This is a genomic window from Arthrobacter sp. 05L428 (assembly GCF_056397665.1).
On record NZ_JBFTNW010000001.1, the window covers coordinates 535,197 to 556,919 of the forward strand.

23 protein-coding genes and 1 riboswitch are annotated in these 21,723 nt (G+C 68.2%); of the genes, 12 read left to right on the forward strand and 11 right to left on the reverse strand.

What is annotated here, in order from left to right:
* Positions 1–8: 8 nt before the first annotated feature.
* The 3 genes from AC1DH3_RS02585 to AC1DH3_RS02595 are packed head-to-tail and all read right to left on the reverse strand — an operon-like array spanning position 9 to position 3,186.
* The gene (locus AC1DH3_RS02585; protein ID WP_476908516.1) at positions 9–1,160 is read right to left on the reverse strand and encodes an Mrp/NBP35 family ATP-binding protein; all 1,152 of its coding nucleotides are present in this window, start codon (positions 1,158–1,160) and stop codon (positions 9–11) included.
* A 12-nt stretch (positions 1,161–1,172) separates the two neighbouring features.
* The gene (locus AC1DH3_RS02590) at positions 1,173–1,922 is read right to left on the reverse strand and encodes a DUF1003 domain-containing protein (protein WP_441417183.1); all 750 of its coding nucleotides are present in this window, start codon (positions 1,920–1,922) and stop codon (positions 1,173–1,175) included.
* Complete coding sequence (locus AC1DH3_RS02595) at positions 1,903–3,186, reverse strand: magnesium transporter MgtE N-terminal domain-containing protein (RefSeq protein WP_441417184.1); 1,284 nt, start codon at positions 3,184–3,186, stop codon at positions 1,903–1,905. The genes AC1DH3_RS02590 and AC1DH3_RS02595 overlap by 20 nt, the downstream gene beginning before the upstream one ends.
* A gap of 77 nt (positions 3,187–3,263) precedes the next feature.
* On the opposite strand from AC1DH3_RS02595, the gene AC1DH3_RS02600 reads away from it, so the two are divergent.
* Complete coding sequence (locus AC1DH3_RS02600; protein WP_476908517.1) at positions 3,264–4,136, forward strand: YflT domain-containing protein; 873 nt, start codon at positions 3,264–3,266, stop codon at positions 4,134–4,136.
* 88 nt (positions 4,137–4,224) lie between these two features.
* On the opposite strand, the gene AC1DH3_RS02605 is transcribed toward AC1DH3_RS02600, so the two are convergent.
* On the reverse strand, positions 4,225–5,808 hold the full coding sequence (locus AC1DH3_RS02605; protein ID WP_441417186.1) for an aminopeptidase P family protein: 1,584 nt from the start codon (positions 5,806–5,808) through the stop codon (positions 4,225–4,227).
* 71 nt (positions 5,809–5,879) lie between these two features.
* Between AC1DH3_RS02605 and AC1DH3_RS02610 the strand changes: the two genes are divergently transcribed.
* Positions 5,880–6,725 (forward strand): PHP domain-containing protein, encoded by an 846-nt coding sequence (locus AC1DH3_RS02610; RefSeq protein WP_476908518.1) that lies wholly within the window; start codon positions 5,880–5,882, stop codon positions 6,723–6,725.
* A gap of 8 nt (positions 6,726–6,733) precedes the next feature.
* A complete protein-coding gene (locus AC1DH3_RS02615) occupies positions 6,734–7,342 on the forward strand; it encodes a MarC family protein (RefSeq protein WP_441417841.1) in 609 nt (202 codons plus the stop codon).
* 64 nt (positions 7,343–7,406) lie between these two features.
* Here AC1DH3_RS02615 and AC1DH3_RS02620 read toward each other — a convergent pair whose 3' ends face one another.
* The 3 genes from AC1DH3_RS02620 to AC1DH3_RS02630 all read right to left on the reverse strand — a co-directional run bounded on the left by AC1DH3_RS02620 (position 7,407) and on the right by AC1DH3_RS02630 (position 11,863).
* Positions 7,407–8,288: a DNA-methyltransferase gene (locus AC1DH3_RS02620; protein ID WP_476908519.1), complete on the reverse strand. Its 882-nt coding sequence runs from the start codon at positions 8,286–8,288 to the stop codon at positions 7,407–7,409.
* A gap of 8 nt (positions 8,289–8,296) precedes the next feature.
* Positions 8,297–10,039, reverse strand: coding sequence for a DEAD/DEAH box helicase (locus AC1DH3_RS02625; protein ID WP_476908520.1), 1,743 nt, complete (start codon positions 10,037–10,039; stop codon positions 8,297–8,299).
* 318 nt (positions 10,040–10,357) lie between these two features.
* The gene (locus tag AC1DH3_RS02630; RefSeq protein ID WP_441417190.1) at positions 10,358–11,863 is read right to left on the reverse strand and encodes an RNB domain-containing ribonuclease; all 1,506 of its coding nucleotides are present in this window, start codon (positions 11,861–11,863) and stop codon (positions 10,358–10,360) included.
* Positions 11,864–11,903: 40 nt separating this feature from the next.
* Between AC1DH3_RS02630 and AC1DH3_RS02635 the strand changes: the two genes are divergently transcribed.
* Entirely contained in the window at positions 11,904–12,575 is a 672-nt protein-coding gene (locus tag AC1DH3_RS02635; protein ID WP_476892200.1) for a ferritin-like fold-containing protein, read from the forward strand.
* Here AC1DH3_RS02635 and thiE read toward each other — a convergent pair.
* A complete protein-coding gene (gene thiE, locus AC1DH3_RS02640; RefSeq protein ID WP_476908521.1) occupies positions 12,572–13,300 on the reverse strand; it encodes a thiamine phosphate synthase in 729 nt (242 codons plus the stop codon). The genes AC1DH3_RS02635 and thiE overlap by 4 nt on opposite strands.
* Before the next feature lie 26 nt (positions 13,301–13,326).
* A riboswitch (TPP riboswitch) is annotated at positions 13,327–13,447 on the forward strand.
* On the opposite strand from thiE, the gene thiO reads away from it, so the two are divergent.
* The 8 genes from thiO (at position 13,438) to AC1DH3_RS02680 (ending at position 20,197) form a co-directional block, all read left to right on the forward strand.
* Positions 13,438–14,733, forward strand: coding sequence for a glycine oxidase ThiO (gene thiO, locus AC1DH3_RS02645; protein WP_476908522.1), 1,296 nt, complete (start codon positions 13,438–13,440; stop codon positions 14,731–14,733). It overlaps the preceding riboswitch by 10 nt.
* Positions 14,730–14,966 (forward strand): sulfur carrier protein ThiS, encoded by a 237-nt coding sequence (gene thiS, locus AC1DH3_RS02650; RefSeq protein ID WP_441417194.1) that lies wholly within the window; start codon positions 14,730–14,732, stop codon positions 14,964–14,966. Before thiO ends, thiS begins: the two co-directional genes overlap by 4 nt.
* Positions 14,967–14,971: 5 nt before the next feature.
* Positions 14,972–15,781, forward strand: coding sequence for a thiazole synthase (locus tag AC1DH3_RS02655; RefSeq protein ID WP_441417195.1), 810 nt, complete (start codon positions 14,972–14,974; stop codon positions 15,779–15,781).
* 186 nt (positions 15,782–15,967) lie between these two features.
* Positions 15,968–16,249 (forward strand): DUF3311 domain-containing protein, encoded by a 282-nt coding sequence (locus AC1DH3_RS02660; protein WP_441417196.1) that lies wholly within the window; start codon positions 15,968–15,970, stop codon positions 16,247–16,249.
* Entirely contained in the window at positions 16,246–17,940 is a 1,695-nt protein-coding gene (mctP, locus tag AC1DH3_RS02665; protein ID WP_441417197.1) for a monocarboxylate uptake permease MctP, read from the forward strand. Before AC1DH3_RS02660 ends, mctP begins: the two co-directional genes overlap by 4 nt.
* A gap of 183 nt (positions 17,941–18,123) precedes the next feature.
* A complete protein-coding gene (locus tag AC1DH3_RS02670; protein WP_441417842.1) occupies positions 18,124–18,450 on the forward strand; it encodes a YciI family protein in 327 nt (108 codons plus the stop codon).
* Positions 18,451–18,503: 53 nt separating this feature from the next.
* On the forward strand, positions 18,504–19,799 hold the full coding sequence (locus tag AC1DH3_RS02675; RefSeq protein WP_476908523.1) for an RNA polymerase sigma factor: 1,296 nt from the start codon (positions 18,504–18,506) through the stop codon (positions 19,797–19,799).
* A gap of 5 nt (positions 19,800–19,804) precedes the next feature.
* The gene (locus AC1DH3_RS02680) at positions 19,805–20,197 is read left to right on the forward strand and encodes a VOC family protein (RefSeq protein ID WP_441417199.1); all 393 of its coding nucleotides are present in this window, start codon (positions 19,805–19,807) and stop codon (positions 20,195–20,197) included.
* A 78-nt stretch (positions 20,198–20,275) separates the two neighbouring features.
* Here the strand turns inward: AC1DH3_RS02680 and AC1DH3_RS02685 are convergent, their stop codons facing one another.
* From AC1DH3_RS02685 to AC1DH3_RS02695, 3 genes are all read right to left on the reverse strand, one after another.
* On the reverse strand, positions 20,276–20,578 hold the full coding sequence (locus AC1DH3_RS02685) for a hypothetical protein (RefSeq protein ID WP_441417200.1): 303 nt from the start codon (positions 20,576–20,578) through the stop codon (positions 20,276–20,278).
* Between the two features lie 64 nt (positions 20,579–20,642).
* Complete coding sequence (locus tag AC1DH3_RS02690; protein ID WP_441417201.1) at positions 20,643–20,867, reverse strand: DUF3107 domain-containing protein; 225 nt, start codon at positions 20,865–20,867, stop codon at positions 20,643–20,645.
* A gap of 105 nt (positions 20,868–20,972) precedes the next feature.
* Positions 20,973–21,719 carry a TetR/AcrR family transcriptional regulator gene (locus tag AC1DH3_RS02695; RefSeq protein WP_441417202.1) on the reverse strand — a complete coding sequence of 249 codons (747 nt, stop codon included), beginning with the start codon at positions 21,717–21,719 and terminating at the stop codon, positions 20,973–20,975.
* Positions 21,720–21,723: the final 4 nt, after the last annotated feature.

Genomic DNA, 21,723 nt, shown 5'->3' on the forward strand with positions numbered 1-21,723 from the left:
GGCCTGTGTCAGCGGGGCTGGAGGCCCAGCGACATCCCTTTCAGCCCGCGCGGGCTGGCAGCCAGACTGCCGGCTATGCCCGCCAGGGCCAGCGCTGCCGGAGTTTCGGGCCGGCCAAGCACGAGCGGAACGCCGGTGTCTCCGCCTTCGCGAAGCAGGATGTCGAGCGGAATCTGGCCCAGCAGCGGCACGTCGGTGCCAACGGTGGCGGAGAGACGCTCGGCGAGCACGGCGCCTCCGCCGCTGCCGAAGAGTTCCATCCTGCCGCCGTCGGGCATTTCCAGATAGGACATGTTCTCCACGACGCCGGCCACTGACTGGCCGGTCTGGACCGCGATCGCCCCGGCCCGCTCGGCCACGTCGGCCGCCGCGGCCTGGGGAGTGGTCACGACCAGGATCTGCGCCTTGGGCAGCAGCTGGGCCACCGAGATGGCGATGTCGCCCGTGCCCGGCGGCAAGTCCAGGAACAGGGCGTCCAGGTCGCCGAAGTAGACGTCGGTGAGGAACTGCTCGAGGGCGCGGTGCAGCATCGGCCCGCGCCAGGCCACCGGCTGGTTGCCCGTGACGAACATGCCGATGGAGATGACCTTAACGCCGTAGGCCACCGGCGGCAGGATCATGTCGTCCACCCGGGTGGGTGCCTGGCTGATGCCCATCAGCGCCGGGACCGAGAAGCCGTACACATCCGCGTCCACGATCCCCACCCGCAGCCCCTGGGCCGCGAGGGCGCAGGCCAGGTTCACGGTCACCGAGGATTTCCCCACCCCGCCCTTGCCGCTCGCCACGGCGTAGACCTTGGTCAGGGAGCCCGGCGCGTTGAACGGGATGCCGCGCGCACCGCCCGGGCCGCGCAACCGCTCCTTGAGCGCATCGCGCTGTTCCTGGGACATGACCTTGAGTTCGACGTCGACGGCGGTGACGCCCGGCACGGCGGCCAGGGCCGCCTCGCAGTCCGCGGTGATGGTGCCGCGCAGCGGGCAGCCCGCAATGGTGAGCAGTACGGCTATCCGTACGTGGCCGGAGCCGGAAATGTCCACGGAATCGACCATGCCGAGTTCGGTGATGGGGCGGCGCAGTTCCGGGTCGATCACGGTGGCCAGTGCGGCGTGCACGGCCTGGTCCAGGGGGAATGCCGGGGTTGATCCCTGCGGGGTGCTCATTGCGGGCTTGGCTCAGCTTTCGGGGAAGGTGCGGTGCGCCGGCGCGCCGGTGGCGTCCGGACCGGAACCGGACTGCTTGTCCGGCGTTGCCTCGCTCCTGACGCGGGGGATCTGCTGGGTACGCGGGCTGCGCTGTTTGTCGCGGCGTTCCTTGAGCTTTTCCTTGACTTTGTCCCGCGGGGTCTCGTGTACGCCGGCCGAGGGGTCGTGGGTGCGCAGTTCCTCCTGCGCTTCGAGCATGTCCTCAAGGAGGCTGCGCAGCTCGGCCCGGACGTAGTCGCGGGTGGCGACCTCGCGCAGGGCGATGCGCAGCGAGGCGAGTTCCCGGGTCAGGTATTCGGTGTCGGAGAGGTTGCGTTCGGCACGCTGGCGGTCCTGCTCCAGCGAGACGCGGTCACGGTCGTCCTGGCGGTTCTGGGCCAGCAGCAGCAGCGGTGCGGCGTAGGAGGCCTGCAGGGAGAGCATCAGGGTCAGCAGCGTGTACCCGAGCGCCTGGGAGTCGAACTGCCACTCCTTCGGCGCAAAAGTGTTCCAGACCAGCCAGAAGACGCAGAACACGGTCATGTAGACCAGGAACGTCGGCGTGCCCATGAACCGGGCGAAGCCCTCGGTGGCGTGGCCGAAGGCATCCGGGTTGGGGGAGAACTTGGGCAGGATCCGGGCGCGGCCGCTCAGCGGGGTATCAAGGCCGCCGGTGGTCCGGGCTCCCGGGCGGACGTTGGGGTTCCGTGGTGTGCTGATATCAGCCAATGCGGCCTCCAAGTTTCCTTATCGGGGCGTCGTCATCGTGGGCGCGCCAGTCGTCGGGCAACAGATGATCAAGCACGTCATCAACAGTCACCGCCCCGACGAGTCGGCCGTCTTCGTTGACCACGGGGAGTGAGTTCAGGTTGTAGGTAGCCAGGGTGCGCGCCACCTCGCTGATGTGGGCCTGGTCAGAGACCGGTTCGAGGTTCTTGTCCACCAGATTGCCCAGCGGTTCCGGCGGCGGGTAGCGCAGCAGCTGCTGGATGTGCACGACGCCGAGGAAACGCCCCGTCGGCGTCTCCAGCGGCGGGCGCGCGATGAAGATCGACGAGGCCAGCGCGGGGGAGAGCTCCTCGCGCCGGACGTGGGCGAGGGCCTCGGCGACGGTCGCTTCCGGGGGCAGGATGACCGGAACGGGCGTCATCAGGCCGCCGGCGGTGTCCTCGTCGTATTCGAGCAGGCGGCGCACGTCCTCGGCGCCTTCGGGTTCCATCAACTGCAGCAGTTCCTCGGCCTGCGCGCTGGGGAGCTCGGCGAGGAGGTCTGCGGCGTCGTCGGGGTCCATCTCCTCCAGCACGTCGGCGGCGCGTTCGACGTCGAGGGCGGAGAGGATTTCCACCTGGTCGCCCTCGGGCATTTCCTGCAGGACGTCGGCGAGGCGTTCGTCCTGGAGCTCGCTGGCGACCTCGAAGCGGCGCTTGTCGCTCATCTCCTGGAGCGCCTCGGCAAAGTCAGCGGGCTTGAGGTCCTCGTGGGTGGCGACGAACTGGGTGGCTGCCTGGGGCTCGGTGCGGGCGCCCTGCTGGGCGTCGGCCCAGTCGATGATCATGGTTTCGTTGCGGCGCAGCCTGCTCAGCGGCGAGAGGGAGTGGCCGCGGCGGACGAAGAGCTTGCTGACAAACCAGTCGCCGGAGCGGTGCCGGTCCATCGCGATGTCCTCGATGGTGGCGTCCCCGCTGCCGTCGGCCAGGGTCACGCGGCGGTCGAACATCTCGGCGACCACGAGGGTTTCCGCGCCGCGCTGTTCGAACCGGCGCAGGTTCACCAGCCCGGTGCAGATGACCTGGGTCTGGTCGATCGAGGTGATCCGGGTCATCGGCACGAAGACGCGCTTCTTGCCGGGGACCTCGACGACGATGCCCACCACGTGCGGGGCGCCCCGGTTGCCGCGGGAGAGCACGACGACGTCGCGCAACCGGCCCAGACGGTCGCCCAGGGGGTCGAAGACGTCCAGTCCGAGGAGGCGCGCGACAAATACCCGCGAAAGAGTTGTGCTCACACCTACAGGCTACCGAGTCCGCTCTCTTTTAGCTGAATTTGCAGCCGCTGCCCAGCTGGATGGGTGAGAATGGGCGTATGTCTAACATTTTTGGTGGTCCAAAGGCCGGCGCTCCCGGCGGGGCGGACGAGTCCCGCGCTGTTCCCAAGGGGGACACCGTCGGTTCCTACAACTCCTACCTGGACGCCCAGAAGGCGGTGGACTATCTGGCGGACCAGCAGTTCCCCGTGCAGCTGGTCTCGATCGTCGGCAATGACCTGAAGATGGTGGAGCGCGTCACCGGCCGGCTCACCTACCCCCGCGTGGCGCTCTCCGGCGCGCTGAGCGGCATGTGGTTCGGCCTCTTCGTGGGGGTCATGCTCTCCTTCTTCTCGGAGTCGGGCGGCTACTTCTCGATCGTCACCTCGGTGTTGATGGGTGCGGCCTTCTTTATGCTGTTCGGCATCGTCACGTACGCCATGCAGCGCGGCAAGCGTGACTTCACCTCCACCAGCCAGGTGGTCGCAACGAACTACGACGTCGTGGTGGCCTTCGAGGCCGCCCATGAGGCGCGCCGCCTGCTGCACCAGCTGCCGATGACGCAGCATGACGCCTCCGCCCCGGGCTACCAGCAGCACGACCACCAGCACCAGCCGTTCCAGCCCGGCCCGCAGCAGCCCGGTCCGCAACAGCCGGGCCCGCAGCAGCAGCAGCCCGGCCACCAGGGGCAGGGTCCGATGCCCCAGCGTCCCGCGGGCTGGAGCGACCCGTATGGCCAGCGGACCGCCGACACCGGCCAGCCGGCGGCCGCCGGTGAGCCCGCCGCGGAGGAGGAACCGGTGCGCCCCTCCGGGGTCAGCTACCCGGACCTGCCCGACGGCCGGCCGCAGTACGGCGTCCGGGTCACCAACGAACCCCGGCAGGGAGAACCCAGCGCGGACGGACCCCGCCGGGACGGCGAGCAGCGCTAAGGCCGCCAGGCAGTCAAAGCACGGCACTGGACAAGAAAGGGAGGGCCGCCGGATCACCGGCGGCCCTCCCTTTCTTGTTGCCCGGCTGCTAGGGCAGCTGCGCCTCAACGTCCTGGTAGATGCCTGCCATCCAGGACTCGACGTCGTCGGCCTTCCGCGGCAGCGCCGCGCTCAGGTTGACCGGGCCGTCCGCCGTCATCAGGATGTCGTCCTCGATCCGGACGCCGATTCCTCGGTATTCCGCCGGAATGCCGAGGTCCTCCTCCTTGAAGTACAGTCCCGGTTCGATCGTGAAGACCATGCCGGGGGCCAGGATCCCGTCCAGGTACAGTTCACGCTTGGCCTGGGCGCAGTCGTGCACGTCCAGGCCCAGGTGGTGGCTGGTGCCGTGCGGCATCCAGCGGCGGTGCTGCTGGCCCTCGGGGCTGATGGCTTCCTCGACGGACACCGGCAGGAGGCCCCATTCGGCGAGGCGTTCGGCCAGAACGGTGGTGGCCGCGGTGTGGATGTCGCGGAACTTGGTGCCGGGCTGCGCGGCGGCAAAGCCGGCGTCGGCGGCGTCGAGCACGGCTTCGTAGACCTTGCGCTGGATCTCGGAGAAGGTGCCGTTGGCCGGCAGGGTGCGGGTGATGTCCGCGGTGTACAGGGAGTCGGCCTCGACGCCGGCGTCCAGCAGCAGCAGCTCGCCGGCGTTGACCTTGCCGGTGTTGCGGGTCCAGTGCAGCACGGTGGCGTTGTTGCCCGAAGCGGCAATGGTGTCGTAGCCGAGCTCGTTGCCTTCCTCGCGGGCCCGGGCGAAGAAGGCGCCCTCGACCACGCGTTCGCCGCGGCGGTGGGTGAGCGCCCGCGGCAGGGCCTTGACCACTTCGGTGAAGCCTTCAACCGTGGCGGCCACGGCGGTCTTCATCTGTTCGACTTCCCATTCGTCCTTGATCAGGCGCAGCTCGGAGAGGGCCTCGCTGAGCTTCTCGTCGAGCGCGTCCAGCACGCCCAGGTCCAGGTTCTCCGGATCCTTGGCGGTGTTGTAGCGGGCGGTGTCCACGAGCGCATCAATGTTCTCGTCCACCTTGCGCACCAGCCGGATGGAGATGCCGCCGATTTCCGGGGCACCGACGTTCTTGGTGATGGCGAGCTCGAGTTCGGCCAGGTCGGCGGTCTCCAGGCCCAGCTGGGCCTTGAACTCGGCGAGGGTCGGCCGGGCGCCGATCCAGAACTCGCCTGAGCGGGAGTCGGCGTAGAACTGCTCGGTGTCGCGGCCGGCCAGCGGGCGGAAGTACAGCGTCGCGCGGTGGTGTCCGCCGTCGTCGCCCTTGCCTTCGTCGGCCGGCTCCAGGATCAGCACGGCGTCGGGCTCGTGATCCAGGCCCAGGCCGGTGAGGTGGGCGAAGCCCGAGTGGGGGCGGAAGCGGTAGTCGCAGTCGTTGGAGCGGACCTTCAGCGGACCGGCGGGGATGACCAGGCGTTCACCTTTGAACAACTCTGAGATGGCCCGGCGGCGGGCGGCGGCGTGGCCGGCCACGGCGTCGAGTTCCGGCAGCTGTTCCCGGGACGGGGCCCAGTTGCTGGCCATGAACGCCTTGAAGGCATCGGAGCTGGGCCGCTGCGAGCGGTTGTTGACGCGCTCTTCGAGGGGCTGGGAAGCGGAGACTTGGGTGTTATCTGCATCGTTCACCGTCCCATCGTCTCACCAGCTGCGCGGCTTAGGCCAACAAGCCGCCCCGGCGGATCTACTAGGCTAGGGAGGTGAGGATTGACCTGCATGCCCACTCGAATGTTTCCGACGGCACCCAAGCGCCCGCGGAGGTGATCGCGTCCGCTGCGGGGGCCGGGCTCGACGTCGTCGCGCTGACCGACCACGACTCCACCGACGGCTGGGCCGAGGCTTCCGCCGCCGCCCGGGAACACGGCGTGGCGCTGGTCCCCGGCATGGAGATCTCCTGCCGGACTCGGGAGGGCATCAGCGTCCACCTGCTCAGCTACCTGCACGACCCGGCGCACCCCGGGCTGCTGGAGGAAATCACCAAGGCCAAGGACGCGCGCTTCACGCGGGCCGAACGGATGGTCAGCCTGCTGGCCGAGGACTACCCGCTGACCTGGGACGACGTCATCCACCACGTCGCCCCCGGCGCCACCCTGGGCCGGCCGCACATCGCCGACGCCCTCGTTGCCGCGGGCGTGGTCGAGGACCGCAGCGAAGCCTTCGAATCGATCCTGACCTCGCATTCCCGGTACTGGGTGCAGCACTACGCGCCGGACCCGGTGTACGCCGTCGAACTGGTCCGCGATGCCGGCGGGGTGCCCGTGTTCGCGCATCCTGTGGCGTCCTCCCGCGGGCGGATCGTGGGGGACCGCACCTACGGGGAGATGATCGACGCCGGCCTGGCCGGGCTGGAAATCGACCACCGGGACAACCCGGAGGAGGGCCGCGCCTTCCTGCGCCGCCTCGCAGCACAGCACGGACTGCTCGTGACCGGGTCCTCCGACTACCACGGGACCGGCAAACCCAACCTGCTGGGCGAGAACCTGACCGCTCCCGAGGTCTTCGCGCGGATCGAGGAACTGGGCACCGGATCGTCCGTGGTGCGCTGATGGAGTGGATTGACCTCCAGCTCCTGGCCTCCGTGATCGTCACGCTGTTCGTGATCATGGATCCGCCCGGGACGGTGCCGATCTTCATGTCCCTGACAGCCCAGATGGACGCCAGGGACCGCAACCTGTCGGCGCTGCAGGCGCTGCTCGTGGCCACGGGCGTGATCGTGACCTTCGCGATTTTCGGGCAGTCCATCCTGAACTACATGCACATCTCGCTCGCCGCGCTGCAGGGGGCCGGCGGCCTGCTGCTGGTGCTGATCGCGCTGCAGCTGCTCACGGGCTCCACCAGCGGCGAGGAGAACGCCGCCAAGTACAAGAACGTCGCGTTTGTGCCGCTGGGGACGCCGCTGATGGCGGGCCCGGGTGCAATCGTGGCCGTCATGGTGTTCGTCCAGCGCTCCGGCAGCATGGCGCAGTACCTCGCTGTCGGGCTGGGGATCGCCGTGACACTCGCGTCCCTGTACCTGGCGATGCGGTTCGCCGGGCTCGTGCAGCGCGCCCTGGGCGAGAACGGCGTCGAACTCATCACCCGGATCGCCGGCCTGCTGCTCTCCGCGATTGCGGTGCAGATGATCGCCGACGCCGTGCACGCCTTCATCAAGAGCTGGACCTGACCGTCCGCCCAACTGACTCGCACTTGTTGTCGTTTTGAGGCGTCAAAACGACAACTAATGCGAGCTAGTTGGGGTCTGAGCCCGGCAGCGCGGTGAACGACGCGTGCGCGCTGAGCCGCTTGGCCATGACGTCCACGGCCGCCCGGTTCTGGTCCACACACACAAACCGACGGTCCAGCTTGGCCGCCACAGCGCCGAGCGTGCCGGAACCGGCGAAGAAGTCCAGGCACCAGTCGCCGGGGCGGCTGGAGGCCGCGACCACCCGCCGGATCAGGCCTTCGGGCTTCTGCGTCGGGTAACCGGTCTTTTCCTTGCCGGTGGGCGAGACAATCGTGTGCCACCAGACGTCGGTGGGAAGCTTGCCGAGTTCGCGCTTGGCCGGCGTGACGAGTCCGGGTGCCATGTACGGCTCCCGGTCCACCTCGGCGCTGTCGAAGTGGTATTTCGCCGGGTTCTTTACGTACACGAGGATGTTGTCGTGTTTGGTCGGCCAGCGGAACTTGGCCCGGGCGCCGTAGTCGTACGCCCAGATGATCTCGTTGAGGAAGCACTCGCGGCCGAAGATCGCATCCAGCATGACCTTGGCGTAGTGCACCTCGCGGTAGTCGAGGTGCAGGTACAGGGTGCCGTCGTCGGCGAGCAGCCGCCAGGCTTCGACCAGCCGGGGCTCCAAGAAGGACCAGTAGTCGCTGAAGGCGTCGTCGTAGCTGTGCAGCGCGCCCTTGATGGTGTCGTAGGAGCGGCCCTTGAATCCGACGCGGTCGCCCTCGCCGCCGGTGTTGAGCACCATTTTGGTTTCCTGGCGCCGCTGGACCCGGCCCGTGTTGAAGGGCGGATCCACGTAAATGAGTGTGAAGGCGCCGTCCGGCAGCGTCGGGAGGTATTCCGCGTTATCCGCGTGAACCACCAGGTTGCTGCCGTCCGGCGCCCAGACGGTGTCAGTCATGTAGGGGATTAGGCCTCGGCGCTGCGTGCCGGGGCGCCGCCCTGTGCCTCGCCGGCCACCACTTCGCCGTTGCGGCGGCGAGTGCGGGTCCGGCGGCGCGCGCGGGTAGCCCGGTCGACCTCGGTCGGAGCGCTCGCCGTTGCCGGGGCGCTTGCCTCGGCGGGTCCCGTGGCGGTCTCCTTTTCGGGCGAACGACGACGGCGCTCACCGGAGCGTCCGGCGTCACGGCCGCCTTCGCGGGAGCCGGAGCGGCCATTGTCGCGTCCGCCCTCGCGGGAGCCTGAGCGGCCGGCGTCGCGTCCACCCTCGCGGGAGCCTGAGCGGCCGCCGTCGCGTGCACCGTCGCGTGTACCGGGACGGGCGTTCTTCTTGCCGGTCTCGCCGAGGTCCTCGAGGACTTCGGCGTCGACGCCGGCGAGCACCCGCTTGTCGCGGGGGAGACGGCCCTTGGTGCCCTCCGGGATGTCCAGCTCCTCGAACAGGTGCGGCGAGGAGGAGTAGGTCTCCACCGGTTCGGGCACGCTCAGGCCGAGGGCCTTGTTGATCAGGCCCCAGCGCGGCATATCGTCCCAGTCGACGAAGGTCACGGCGGTGCCCTTGTTGCCGGCGCGGCCGGTGCGGCCGACGCGGTGCAGGTAGATCTTCTCGTCTTCGACGCACTGGTAGTTGATCACGTGCGTGACGTCGTCGACGTCAATGCCGCGCGCGGCGACGTCAGTGGCGACGAGAACGTCCACCTTGTTGTTGCGGAAGGCGCGCAGCGCCTGCTCACGGGCACCCTGGCCGAGGTCGCCGTGGATGGCGGCCGCAGCGAAGCCGCGGTCCACGAGCTCCTCGGCGACCTTGGCGGCGGTGCGCTTGGTCTTGGTGAAGATGATGGTCCGGCCTCGTCCGCGGGCCTGCAGGATCCGAGCCACCACCTCGATCTTGTCCATGCTGTGGGCACGGTAGATCAGCTGGCGGATGTCGCGCTTGGTGAGGCCCTCATCCTCGGGATCCGCGGCGCGGATGTGGGTGGGCTTGGTCATGTAGCGGCGCGCCATCGCGACGACCGGGCCGGGCATCGTGGCGGAGAACAGCAGCGTCTGGCGGACGGCCGGGGTACCTGCGATGAGGGTCTCGACGTCCGGCAGGAAGCCGAGGTCCAGCATCTCGTCGGCCTCGTCGAGGATGACCATCTTGACGTTCTTGAGGACGAGGTGCTTCTGCTTGTAGAGGTCGATCAGGCGCCCGGGGGTGCCGACGACGATCTCGACGCCCTGCTGCAGCGACTCGACCTGCGGCTCGTAAGCACGGCCGCCGTAGATCGTGGTGATGCGGGCGTTGCGTTTGCGGGCGGCGTTCTGCAGGTCGCCGGCGACCTGCACCGCGAGCTCACGGGTCGGCACGATCACGAGGGCCTGCGGTGCGCCGGGGGCCGGGAGGTCGGCGAAGCCCGCGTCGTCGCGTCCGATGACGCGCTGCAGGGCCGGGATGCCGAAGCCGAGGGTCTTGCCCGTGCCGGTTTTGGCCTGGCCGATGATGTCGTGGCCGCTCAGTGCGACCGGCAGCGTCATGGCCTGGATCGGGAACGGGTGGGTGATTCCGGCGTCGGCAAGGGATTCAACAATGTCGGCACGGACGTTGTAGTCGGCGAAGGACTTTTCCGCGATTTCGTGCGGGGTTTCGTCCGAAATGATGGTCTCTTCCGGCTCGATCGATTCCGTGCCGGACTCGTCGGTAAGAAGCTGGTGCGTGTGCAATTCACTCACAGGGGAGTTTCCTTATTCATTTGGGCTGCGCTGCTTGCTCAACGGGGCCGGCCGAGGGCCGTTCCGGAGCACGCTCAGGAGCGCAAGCAAGTCCAGTGGAAGCCGATCGCGGGCTATCTAAATGCTGGCACTGGGACCAGCGGGTGTGTCTCAAGATCGCGTAGGGGCGGGCTTGTTGAATTCGAAAAACATGGAAATCAACGACCGGGCATCCATTACTACCCTTCCAGTCTAGCTGTTCGCCGTTCGGAACCTCGACCGGTGCCCGCGGTGCGGCGCGCCAGTGGCACGGCTGCGGGGCGCAAGCCGGGCGAAACATCAGCCCACGAGTTCGAGCCGGACCTCCCGCGTGGCGATGTCCGAGGATACGACCCGCACCCGGACCTGGGTGCCGGGCTCCAGCTCGCCGGGGCACCGTGCGGTCACCGCGGGCTCGGCGATCTGCACGATCCCGGACGGGCCATTGCCGTTCCCGTTGCTCTTCCCGTTCCCGTTGCTGCCCTTACCGTTTCCGTTCGTGCCGCCGTTCTTCGCGGGCTTTGAGCCCGAGATCACGACGGCGTCGAACTCCTGCCCGATGTGGTTGCTCAGCAGGGCCGCCTCCACGGTGTCCAGCGACAGCCGCTCCAGCTTGGCGGCCAGTTGATCCGAAGCCGCCATGATGGCCGGCAGCGACGGGAGGGCTTCGCGGGCCCAGCCCGGAACCTCGGCGCCATTGGACAGGGCCTCGCAGATGACCAGGACGAAGCGGTCGATCAGGCGCCGCAGCGGGGCGGTGGAGTGGGCGTACGCCGCACCGATAGCGGACTGGATGGCGTCCTCCGGGACGGCGCCGTCGAAGTGGGTGTAGCCGGCGCCGCGGAAGAGCATCCCGGCCGAGTGCACGATGGCAAGCTGGCGCGGGTCGGTGGGGTCCAGGGTGCGCAGGTATTCGCCGTAGCTGATCCGGCCGTCCCAGGGCTTGCCGAGTGCGCCGGTCTGGCGCCGGAAGTGCCGCAGCGAGCTCTCATCCGGGGCGGGCATGGTCCGCAGGATGCCGACCTTGCCCTGCAGCATGAGCTCCGCTGCGGCCATGCCGGTCATCAGCGAAATCTGGGCGTTCCAGTCCTCCACCGGCAGCGGCGGCGCCGCGACGATCCGGTAGCCGCCGTCGGGCAGCTGCTCGATCTCCTGCTCCGGCATGTTCAGGCTGGCCCCGCCGCGCAGGCGCTCCAGTTCCACCCGCTTGCTGCCGACTTCCTTGAGCAACTGCAGAACGGGGTCCGCGGTACCGCCGTCGAGTTCGGCCTGCACACCTTGGTAGCTGAGCTTGGCCCGGCTGCGGACCTGTGCCCGGCGGACCAGCACGGAGGAGACCTCGGCAGCGGCGTCGAGCTCGAACTCCCAGACGAAGGCCGCGCAGAGCTGGCCCGCCAGCAGGCTGCCGGCCGCTTCGCTGATGACCTCGGGGTGCAGGGGGATGCGGCCGTCCGGAGTGTAGAACGTCTGGCCGCGGCGCCGGGTCTCGGCGTCGAGCGCGCCGCCGGGGGCGACGAAGGACGGGACGTCGGCGATCGCGTAGAAAACCCTGTACCCGTCGCCGGCGCGGTCAATGAACAAGGCCTGGTCCAGGTCCGTCGAGGACGCCGGGTCGATGGTCACGAACTCCACGTGAGTCAAATCCAGTTCCGGCAGCTCGTGGGAGGCGACGGCCGCCTCGGCGTCCCGGAGCACGGCTTCCGGAAACGGCCCGGGCAGCTCCAGAACGGTGCGCAGTGCGTTGAGCGCCTGGGCAAGCTGGTTCTTCTGCTGGCGGACGCTCGGAGTCAGGCGATGATGAGACACGGAATCAGGTTAGCCCGATTTCCGCTACTAGTCTTGAAGCATGAGCACCTCCCCGGCCGAGCCCGCCCGCTACAACCGTTTCCTCCGGGACCTGCTGGGCGTGATGGCCTACGGGGAGCTCTCGGCCTTCGAACGGCTCTCCTCCGACGCCCGGTATTCGCCCACCCTGCACGACCGGGCGGTGCTGGGCGGCCTCGCCGTCATCGAGTTCCAGCATTTTGAACTGGTCTGCGCGAAGCTGGCGGAGATGGGCATTGACGCGGAGGAGGCCATGCTGCCGTTCCAGCCTTCGGTGGACCACTTCCATGAGCGCACCCGCCCCGCCGACTGGCACGAGTCGCTCATGAAGGCCTACGTGATCGACACGGTCTCCGCGGACTTTTACCGGTCCATTTCGGGCTATGTCGACGCCGGGACGGCCGGGCTGATCGAACTGGTCCAGGCGGCCGGGGACGCGACGGTTGTGCTGCGGGACCGGCTCAAGGCCGCGCTCGCCGACGATCCGCGGCTGGCGTCCCGGCTGGCCCTGTGGGCTCGGCGGTTGCTCGGCGAAGCGCTTACCCAGGCCCAGCGGGTCAGCGTGGAGCACGCCTTCCTCGGCGGCCTGACCGGCACGGACGAGGACCGGGCCGGTGAACTCGCCCGCGCCCTGACCGCCGAGCTTGCCGCCGCCCATTCCCGTCGGATGTCAGAGCTGGGACTAGCCGGCTAGTTGTCCGCGGCGCCGCTGTGGACGTCGGCGTCGGCGTCCGCCCCGGCGTCGAGCGCGGCGAGCAGGGCACGCGCGGCCCCGGCAGGATCAGCGGCCTCGGTAATCGCCCGGACCACCACAATCCTTCTGGCTCCGGCGTCGACCACCTGCGCCACGTTGCCCAGGTCGATGCCGCCGATCGCGAACCACGGCACCACCCCGGCGACTTTCCCGACATCGGCGGCCTCGGCCCGGACGATCGCCGCGGCGGCGTAGCGCACCAGGTCCAGCCCGACGGCGGCGCGGCCCGGCTTGGTGGGGGTGGCCCAGACCGGGCCCACGCAGAAGTAGTCCAGCCCGCCCCGGCCCGGGGACGCCGCGATGGCCGCATCCACCTGTTCCGGCGTGTGCGTGGACATGCCGATCACGGTGCCCTTGCCCAGGAAATCCCGTGCCGCGGCGAACGGGATGTCCTTTTGCCCAATGTGGAACACCGGCGCCCCTGCCAGTGAGGCCAGGTCGGCACGGTCGTTCACCGCCCAGAGCCGGCCGTGCCGCCGCGCCACGGAGTGCAGGACCTCCAGCAGCTCAAGCTCCTCGGCCGCCTCCAGCGACTTGTCCCGCAACTGGATGATGTCGACGCCGCCGGAAAAGGCAGCGTCAACGAAGTCCTCGAAGTCACCGCGCTCCTTCCGGGCATCGGTGCACAGGTACAGGCGGGCGGTGGTGTGGACATCCTGGCTCATGCCCCAAGCCTAGTTCCTCTAAACTGGGCGCATACCGCGGGAGCCCGCGCGGGCCGCCAGACGGCCGACGGGCTGAGAGGGCGTCAGAGCCGACCGCTTGACCTGATCCGGCTAGTACCGGCGTAGGGAAGGAACCCATGGACGTATCCGTCGCACCACCCGCCACACCACCGGGCCCATCCTCGGATTATTACGACGTCGTCGTGATCGGCGGGGGAGTGATCGGCCACGGCATCGCCTGGGAGGCCCGCCGTTCTGGCCGTACCGTCGCGCTGGTCGACGACGCCCCCGGCACCGGCGCCAGCTGGGCTGCCGCCGGCATGCTGGCGCCCGTGAGTGAACTCCACTACCAGGAGGAGGAGCTCCTGGCCCTGATGCTGGAAGCCTCAGGGCTGTGGCCGGAGTTCGCCGCCGGCCTGGCCGGCGGCAGCACTGACGGCGGCGGCACTGGATATCTCACGACGCCGACCCTCGCCGTCGGCGCGGACGCGGCCGACCGCCGGGCGCTCGCCGACCTGCGGGCCGCGCAGCAGGCCTGCGGCCTGGCCGTGAAGCCGCTGACCGTCCGTGAAGCACGCAGCCGCGAACCGTTGCTCAGCCCCGGTATCTCCTGCGCCTTCGACATCCCGGCCGACCACCAGGTGGATCCGCGCCGGTTGCTGGCCAGGATCGGTTCACTGCTGGCTGCCGACAGCCGGTTCACGGCCGTGCCCCGCCGCGCGGCCGGGCTGCTCTGGCGGGGCGGCCGCGTCGCCGGCATCCGTTTCGAGGGCGGCGGAGAGCTCCGCGCCAGCGAGACGGTCGTAGCCAACGGCCTGGCCGCGGCGGAACTGCATGGCCTGCCCGGGGGATTGTCCCTGCCGCTGCGTCCGGTTTACGGGGACATCCTGCGGCTCCGGGTCCCGGCACGGCTCCGGCCACTGCTGCGCTCGACCGTGCGGGGCCTGGTCCGCGGGGTTCCGGTCTACATCGTCCCGCGGGAGGACGGCACGGTCGTGATCGGCGCAACCCAGCGGGAGGATGCGCCCTCCGAGGCTGGCGCCGTCTCTGCCGGCGGCGTGTACCAGCTTCTGCGTGATGCCCAGCAGCTGGTCCCGGCCGTTGCCGAGCTGGAACTGCTCGAGGCCACGGCGCGGGCACGCCCCGGGACCCCGGACAACGCCCCGCTCCTAGGGCGCGTGGCCAGCGCTGGATCCGGACAGGACGTCGAGGGACTCATCATTGCCACCGGGTTCTTCCGGCACGGGGTCCTGCTCACCCCGGCGGCCGCCGCCATCTGCCGGGCGCTGCTGGACGGAGAGCCGGACCGGCGCTGGGAGGGCTTCCGCCCGGACCGCTTCTCCAGCCGCCGCCCGGTTTCTCCAGCCCCCGGCTCATCCGAGCGGGACGCTTCACCCGCGGACGCTCCAGCGAAAGACAGGACGACAGCATGAATATCAGGCTCAACGGAGCGCAGCACGCCCTCGCCGACGGCGCCACTATCAGCGCCTTGGTCAGCGGGGTGACCGGCCGGACGCTGGCCGCCGACGGCCGGGCCACGGACGGCCGGAAACTGGGCGTCGCCGTCGCCCGCAACGCCGAGGTGGTGCCGCGCAGCCAGTGGCACGCGACCGCGCTCGCCGAGGGCGACGACGTCGAACTCGTTACGGCAGTACAGGGAGGATAGAGGGCATGGAAGCAACAGCAATGCAGGAAACGCAGCAGGCACGCCGGGATCTGCTGACGGTTGACGGAGTGGAACTGGGCTCCCGCCTGATCATGGGCACCGGCGGTGCGCCGAGCCTGGACGGCCTCGGAGCCGCGCTGGTGGCCTCCGGAACGGAACTCACGACGGTGGCCATGCGTCGCTACTCTCCAGCCGAGAGCGGCTCGTTGTTCCAGTTGCTGGCGGACCACAACATCCGGGTGCTGCCCAACACCGCCGGATGCTTCACCGCCCGGGACGCCGTCCTCACGGCCGAACTGGCCCGCGAAGCGCTGGAGACGGACTGGGTGAAGCTCGAGGTGATCGCGGATGAGCACACCCTGCTGCCCGACGCCTTGGAACTGGTGGAGGCAACCGAACAGCTGGTGGCGCGCGGCTTCAAGGTCTTCGCTTACACGAATGACGACCCGGTCCTGGCCCTCCGGCTGGAGAACCTCGGCGCCACGGCCGTGATGCCGCTGGGCGCCCCGATCGGCACCGGCCTGGGCATCCTGAATCCGCACAACATTGAACTCATCGTCTCCCGTGCCTCGGTGCCGGTGGTGCTCGACGCAGGAATTGGCACCGCCTCCGACGCCGCGCTCGCGATGGAACTGGGTTGCGACGCCGTGCTGCTCGCCACCGCCGTGACCCGTGCCCAGGACCCGGCGCTGATGGGTGAGGCGTTCCGGCACGCCGTCATCGCCGGCCGGCTGGCGCGACGGGCCGGCCGGATCCCGCGCCGCGAGCATGCCCTCGCGTCGTCCGCGATGGAAGGACGCGCCGAGTTCCTGTAGGGGCCCCGGCGCCGCTCCCGTCCAGGCCCGTTCGCCTCGCCAAACCGTGATTAAAGGCACTGTTGAAGATTAAATCCAGTGTCTATCCTGTTGGGTAACGACCGCTGCACTGCACGGTCCGCAGGCCGCCGGCACGTCCCGGGAAGCCTTCCCGCTCCGGGGGCCCGTCTCGGTGAGGAGGCGTCCATGTCCAGTCCTGATGTGCCAACGCGGGGGCCGGCCAAGCCGGGTCCCTATGTAGTGTCCGGAATCCTGTTGCTCGTCGCCATTGTGGTTCCGTTGGTTGTGCCCGCGTACGCCTTCGACGAACCGCGGCTGGCGGGTATCCCGTATTTCTACTGGTATCAGATGGCATGGATCCCGGTCACCGCGGCCTTGGTGGGGATCTCCTACTGGCTGGTCACCAGGGAGGACCGCCGTCGCCGTGAATCCGTCCGCGGGGCGGCCGCTGCGGGGGAGGAGCGGTGAACGGGGCGGTCGTGCCGCTGGCGGCACCGGACCGGCCGGTCAACGGCATAGCCCTCACCATTGTGATCATCCTCTTCGTCCTGGTGGCGGTCCTCGGCTTCTTTGCCGCGCGGTGGAGGCGGGAAGAAACGACAGGGCTGCATAGCCTCGACGAATGGGGACTGGGCGGCCGGGGCTTTGGTACCTGGGTGACCTGGTTCCTGCTCGGCGGGGACCTTTACACGGCTTACACCTTCGTGGCGGTCCCGGCGGCGATGTGGGCCACCGGAGCCGTGAGCGGCTTCTTCGCCGTGCCGTACACAATCGTGCTCTACCCGATCGTGTTTTTGCTGATGAGCAGGCTGTGGTCCGTCTCGCACCGCCACGGTTTCGTCACGCCGGCGGACTTTGTTGGCGGCCGGTATGGCAGCAGGGCGCTTACCGTTGCGGTCGCCGCCACCGGCATCGTCGCCACCATGCCCTACATTGCCCTGCAACTCGTGGGCATCAAGGCCGTACTCACTGTGCTCGGCCTGGGCAGTGCTGAGAACGCGCTGCTGACCGACCTGCCGCTCATCATCGCGTTCGTGGTTCTGGCCGCGTATACCTATACCTCGGGCCTGCGCGCTCCTGCCCTGATCGCCGTCGTGAAGGACCTGCTGATCTATCTGGCCGTGATCGTGGCGGTGATCTACCTGCCTATCAAGTTCGGCGGGTGGGGTACCATTTTCGACTCCGCCGAGGCGAAGCTGGGAGCGGTCAATCCGGCGACGGGCAAACCGGCGGGCGCGTTCATCCCGGGGGCGTCCAGCTACTCCGCGTATTGGACCCTGGCGCTTGGTTCCGCGCTGGCCCTGTTCATGTATCCGCACTCGATCACGGGCGTCCTGGCGACCAAAAGCCGGAACACCATCCGCAGGAACGCTGCGGTGCTGCCGCTGTACTCCTTGATGCTGGGCTTCCTGGCACTCCTGGGCTACGCGGCCATTTTCGCCGGCACCAAGCCCACCGACCTGAACGGCGCCGTCAATCCGCAACTGGTGGTGCCGCAGTTGTTTCTGGATCAGTTCCCGGCCTGGTTTGCCGGCATTGCGCTCGCCGCCATCGCCATCGGGGCGCTGGTCCCGGCCGCCATCATGTCCATCGCCGCGGCCAACCTGTTCACCCGAAACATTTACCGGGACCTGATCAAGCCGGACGCCACGCCCCGGCAGGAAGCCAGCGTTTCCAAGATCGCCTCGCTGGTGGTGAAGTTCGGCGCGCTGGTCTTCGTGATCGCCATGGACCAGTCCGCGGCCATCAACATGCAACTACTTGGCGGCATCTGGATCCTGCAGACCTTCCCTGCCATCGTGGCTGGACTCTATACCCGTTGGTTCCACCGGTGGGCGCTGTTCCTCGGTTGGGCGGCCGGCATCGCCTATGGCACGATCGCGGCGTATAACGTCGTCAATCCCGTCACGAAAGCCCACTTTGGCGGGTCCATCTCGGCCATCCCCGGCACCGATATCCAGGTCTACATCGCCGTTGTGGCGTTCGTGATTAACCTCGTCGTCGCAGCTGTGCTGTCCCTGGTTTTCCGGGCAATGAAAGTCCCCGACGGCAAGGACATCACCCGCTCCTCGGACTACGGCGCAGACGAGAACGATCCGAAGGTGGCCCAGCTCCAGCGCGAACACCCGCTCGCCGAACCAGGGGGCCCGACGTACTGAAGCCCTTTGTCCGTGGTGACCATGAATCGGCGATTGACCGCCCGCGGGCGTTCACGGGCCATAGACTCCGGTTGGAGGTGGCTGGCCGGCCGACCAGGAATTTTTCCACCGGGTGTCCTTTTGCCGGCAGCTCCTTCGTCGTATTGACGTATCGACCTACTAGAAGGAGTCACCGTGGACTACATGCTGTTCATCTGCACCGATCCGACTGCGCCGGAATATGTGCCGGCCGAGGACAACATCGAGGAATGGGCGGCGGAGATAGAAGCGCGAGGCATCGCCCGCCACGGCGACAGGCTGCGACCTGTCGAGGACGCGACCACCGTGACGGTGCGGGCGGGGGAGGTGGTCGTCGCGGACGGCCCGTTTGCCGAGACAAAGGAATGGATCGCGGGCTATGACATCATCGCCTGCACCGATCTTGACGAGGCGATCGAGGTGGCGTCCAAGCATCCGATGGCAAAATTCGGCAAGATCGAGATCAGGCCCGTGTGGCCGCTCGGTTTATAGCACTCGTTACAGCAATCGGCGCCTCAGCGCGGGAGGGCGAAAAGGGGGATCAGATGGCAGCGGACGCGGCGGAGGTGCGGGCGGCCCTCGGGGGTGCTTCCGCCGAGGCGGCAGCACGGATCACGGCCACCCTCATCCGCATTACCGGCGACTGGAGCCTGGCCGAGGACTGTGTCCAGGACGCGTTCGCGCGTGCCCTCGTCGACTGGCCCCAGCGCGGCATCCCCGGAAACCCGGCGGCCTGGCTGACGACCGTTGCCAAGAACAGGGTTATTGACTGCTTGCGGAGCGCAGCGAGCGAGAAGAAGGCGGTGCGGGAGCTCTCGGTCCTGGCCAGGCTCGAAGAGCTGGCGGAGGATGCTCCCGGGGATCCCGTGGACGGCGACGACCGGCTGCGCCTGATCTACACCTGTTGCCATCCCGCCCTTCCGCTTGAGGCGCGGGTCGCCCTGACCTTGCGCACCGTGGCTGGCCTGACGACCAGCGAGATCGCTCGCGCGTTCCTCGTCTCGGAGTCAACCATGTCCAAACGGCTGGTCCGTGCCCGCGCCAAAATCCGCGACGCCGGGATCCCCTACCGGGTGCCGCCGCCAGAATTAATAGCAGAACGCACGGCCGGGATCCTGGCAGTCCTCTACCTCATGTTCAATGAAGGGTATGCGGCCACCGGCGCCAACACACTGATCCGCGAGCCCCTTGCCCGGGAGGCGATCCGTCTCGACCGGCTGCTGATTGGCCTGCTCAAAGGGTCACCGCAGGAACCCGAAGCGCTGGGCCTGCTGGCGCTGATGCTCCTCCAGCACGGCCGCCGGCACGCACGTACGGACGCGGCCGGGGACCTGGTGACGCTGGAGGACCAGGACCGCGAACGATGGGACCGGGCAGCGACTGCGGAAGCGGTGGCGCTCCTGGCGGCCGCCGACCGCGCCGGCATTTCACTCGGCGTCCGGCCCGGCAGCTACCGGATCCAGGCAGCCATCGCCGCGTGCCATATGACCGCCCGCGATTTTGGCAGCACCGACTTCGGCCGCGTGGCAATGCTGTACGACCGTCTTGCGCGGCTGGCACCGTCACCGGTCGTCGAACTCAACCGTGCCGTCGCCGTCGCGATGTCCCAAGGGCCGGACGCCGGGCTGGCGCTCATCGACCGGCTGGAGGATGTCCGGTCATTGGAGGGGTACTACCTCCTGCCTGCCGCGAAGGCGGACCTCCTGCGGCGCCTTGGCAGAATGCCGGAGGCCAGCCAGGAATACCGGCGTGCCCGGGAGCTCGCACCGTCTGAGACCGAGCGCCGCTACCTCAGCAAACGCCTGGCGGAGACGCGCCCGGAAGTATCGGGAGTACTGTGATGCGCATGGAGATGCGTCTGGAAGTCGTACAAGTGCCGGTCACCGACGTGGACGCGGCCAAGTTGTTCTACACGGAGAAGCTGGGTTTCGTACTGGACCACGACGTCGAATACATTCCAGGCATGCGGGTCGTCCAGCTCACGCCGCCCGGCTCCGCCGCCTCAATCGTCATCGGCACCGGAATGACCGCCATGGCCCCCGGAAGCCTGGAAGGACTGCAGTTGGTGGTCCCGGACATGGCCGGCACCCGCGCCGAACTTCTGGGACGCGGAGCCGAGATCAGTGAAGTCCAGGACATCGGCGGGATAGCCTTCGCATACTTTAGCGACCCGGACGGCAACCGCTGGGTCCTTCAGGAAACCACGGACCCGGAAGTGAAGGAAGCTTCCCGGCGCTGAGGGCTTCAGCCGGTTAAGGCACTGCGGCCACTCACCCGAGGGGGAGTGGCCACAGCGCTTTGCGACTTCAGCTGTCCGCTAGATGCGCAGGATGGCGGTCATCCGGGCCGTGTCCAGCCGGGTCCGGGACTTGCCGAGGTACAGCACCGCGCCGACCGCCGCCGCCGAGCCCAGCAGTACGGGCAGGACCCACGGAATCCAAGTCAGGCCCGGCTGGTACCCGAAGCCGGCCGCCATGAAGATGATCCAGCTCAGCATCGCCACGCCCAGGGCGATACCGGCCGGGACAGTGATGCCGTACTTGGCGTGCCGCTTGTCGTTCGCCCAGACCAAAAAACCCGCGGCCACGGCGACCATGGCCACCACAATCAGGGACAGCATTCAGACTCCTTTGGGAACTGCGGGTTGAGGGGCGGGTTGAACGGTAGGGGATCCGGGGCGTTGCCTAGAGGGCGCCGAAGCCGACCCGGCGGACCTCTTCGGCGCCGATTTCCACGTAGCCCAGGACGTTCGCCGGGATGATGATCTGGCGGCCCTTCTCATCGGTCAGGCGGAGTTCGGTGCCCTTGGAAATGGCCTCTTCCACAAGCTTCGCCACCGCGTCCGCGTCCTGGTTGGATTCGAGGGCAATTTCGCGGCCGATGTTCTGAATGCCGATCTTTACTTCCACAGCAAGGCCTCCCAGCCAATCAAAGTGTTCAAATTTTCTCTGCGAGGGTTTCTCTGCGAGGCGTTCTCTGCGAGTTTCCTCCACGAGGTGTTCTCTATTTGTAGTCTAGGACTCTTTGGGAAAGCGGGAGATTCCGCGCCAAGCTAAACGGTAAATCAGGTCACTGGCCACATCGATGTCCAGGTTACCGTCGGTTTCCAGCCAGTACCGGGCACTGACCTGCGCCATTCCGGACAGTCCGCGGCCCAGGAGCTGGGCTTCCAGCAGCGGCAGTTTGGTGTCCTCGGCGATGACTTTCGCGATCGCGTCCGCGAAAGTCTTGTTGAACGTTTCCAGCCGCGCGCTCACATCGTGGTCGTTGACCAGATCGGATTCGAAGACCAGCCGGTGGGCCTGGTCATCGTTGGCGATGAAATGGAAATAGGCCCGCATGACGGCCTGGACGCGCTCATCGTTGTCCGTCGTGGAGTTCAGCGCACCGAGCAGCAGTTCCGTGAGCGCCGACAGGTGGCTGTCCAGCAGGGCCAGGTACAGCTCGCGCTTGGACGGGAAGTGCTGGTACAGCACGGGCTTGCTCACGTGCGCGGTCTCGGCGATTTCGTCCATGGCGGCGCCATGGTAGCCGTTGGCCACGAAGACCTCCTGCGCGGCGGCGAGCAGCTGGGCCCGCCGTTCATCGCGCGGCAGCCGCGCCGAGCGCTGCGTCCCGCTCCGCGCCTGGGCCGCCGACGACTTTCCGGTATGTCCCCGCTCAACCGGTGCCTGATGAACCACTATCGGCCTTCTTTCCTTCGCTGTTAGCTCCACTTTACGCGGGGGTAATATGACCTGGCGGCATCTTCGGGCATACATTGAA

Coding starts and splice junctions, on each gene's coding strand:
- AC1DH3_RS02585 (WP_476908516.1), bottom strand. CDS start 1,160: ATGAGCACCCCGCAGGGATCAACCCCGGCATTCCCCCTGGACCAGGCC.
- AC1DH3_RS02600 (WP_476908517.1), top strand. CDS start 3,264: ATGTCTAACATTTTTGGTGGTCCAAAGGCCGGCGCTCCCGGCGGGGCG.
- AC1DH3_RS02620 (WP_476908519.1), bottom strand. CDS start 8,288: ATGACTGACACCGTCTGGGCGCCGGACGGCAGCAACCTGGTGGTTCAC.
- AC1DH3_RS02635 (WP_476892200.1), top strand. CDS start 11,904: ATGAGCACCTCCCCGGCCGAGCCCGCCCGCTACAACCGTTTCCTCCGG.
- thiE (WP_476908521.1), bottom strand. CDS start 13,300: ATGAGCCAGGATGTCCACACCACCGCCCGCCTGTACCTGTGCACCGAT.
- thiO (WP_476908522.1), top strand. CDS start 13,438: ATGGACGTATCCGTCGCACCACCCGCCACACCACCGGGCCCATCCTCG.
- thiS (WP_441417194.1), top strand. CDS start 14,730: ATGAATATCAGGCTCAACGGAGCGCAGCACGCCCTCGCCGACGGCGCC.
- AC1DH3_RS02655 (WP_441417195.1), top strand. CDS start 14,972: ATGGAAGCAACAGCAATGCAGGAAACGCAGCAGGCACGCCGGGATCTG.
- AC1DH3_RS02660 (WP_441417196.1), top strand. CDS start 15,968: ATGTCCAGTCCTGATGTGCCAACGCGGGGGCCGGCCAAGCCGGGTCCC.
- AC1DH3_RS02670 (WP_441417842.1), top strand. CDS start 18,124: ATGCTGTTCATCTGCACCGATCCGACTGCGCCGGAATATGTGCCGGCC.
- AC1DH3_RS02675 (WP_476908523.1), top strand. CDS start 18,504: ATGGCAGCGGACGCGGCGGAGGTGCGGGCGGCCCTCGGGGGTGCTTCC.
- AC1DH3_RS02680 (WP_441417199.1), top strand. CDS start 19,805: ATGGAGATGCGTCTGGAAGTCGTACAAGTGCCGGTCACCGACGTGGAC.
- AC1DH3_RS02685 (WP_441417200.1), bottom strand. CDS start 20,578: ATGCTGTCCCTGATTGTGGTGGCCATGGTCGCCGTGGCCGCGGGTTTT.
- AC1DH3_RS02695 (WP_441417202.1), bottom strand. CDS start 21,719: ATGTATGCCCGAAGATGCCGCCAGGTCATATTACCCCCGCGTAAAGTG.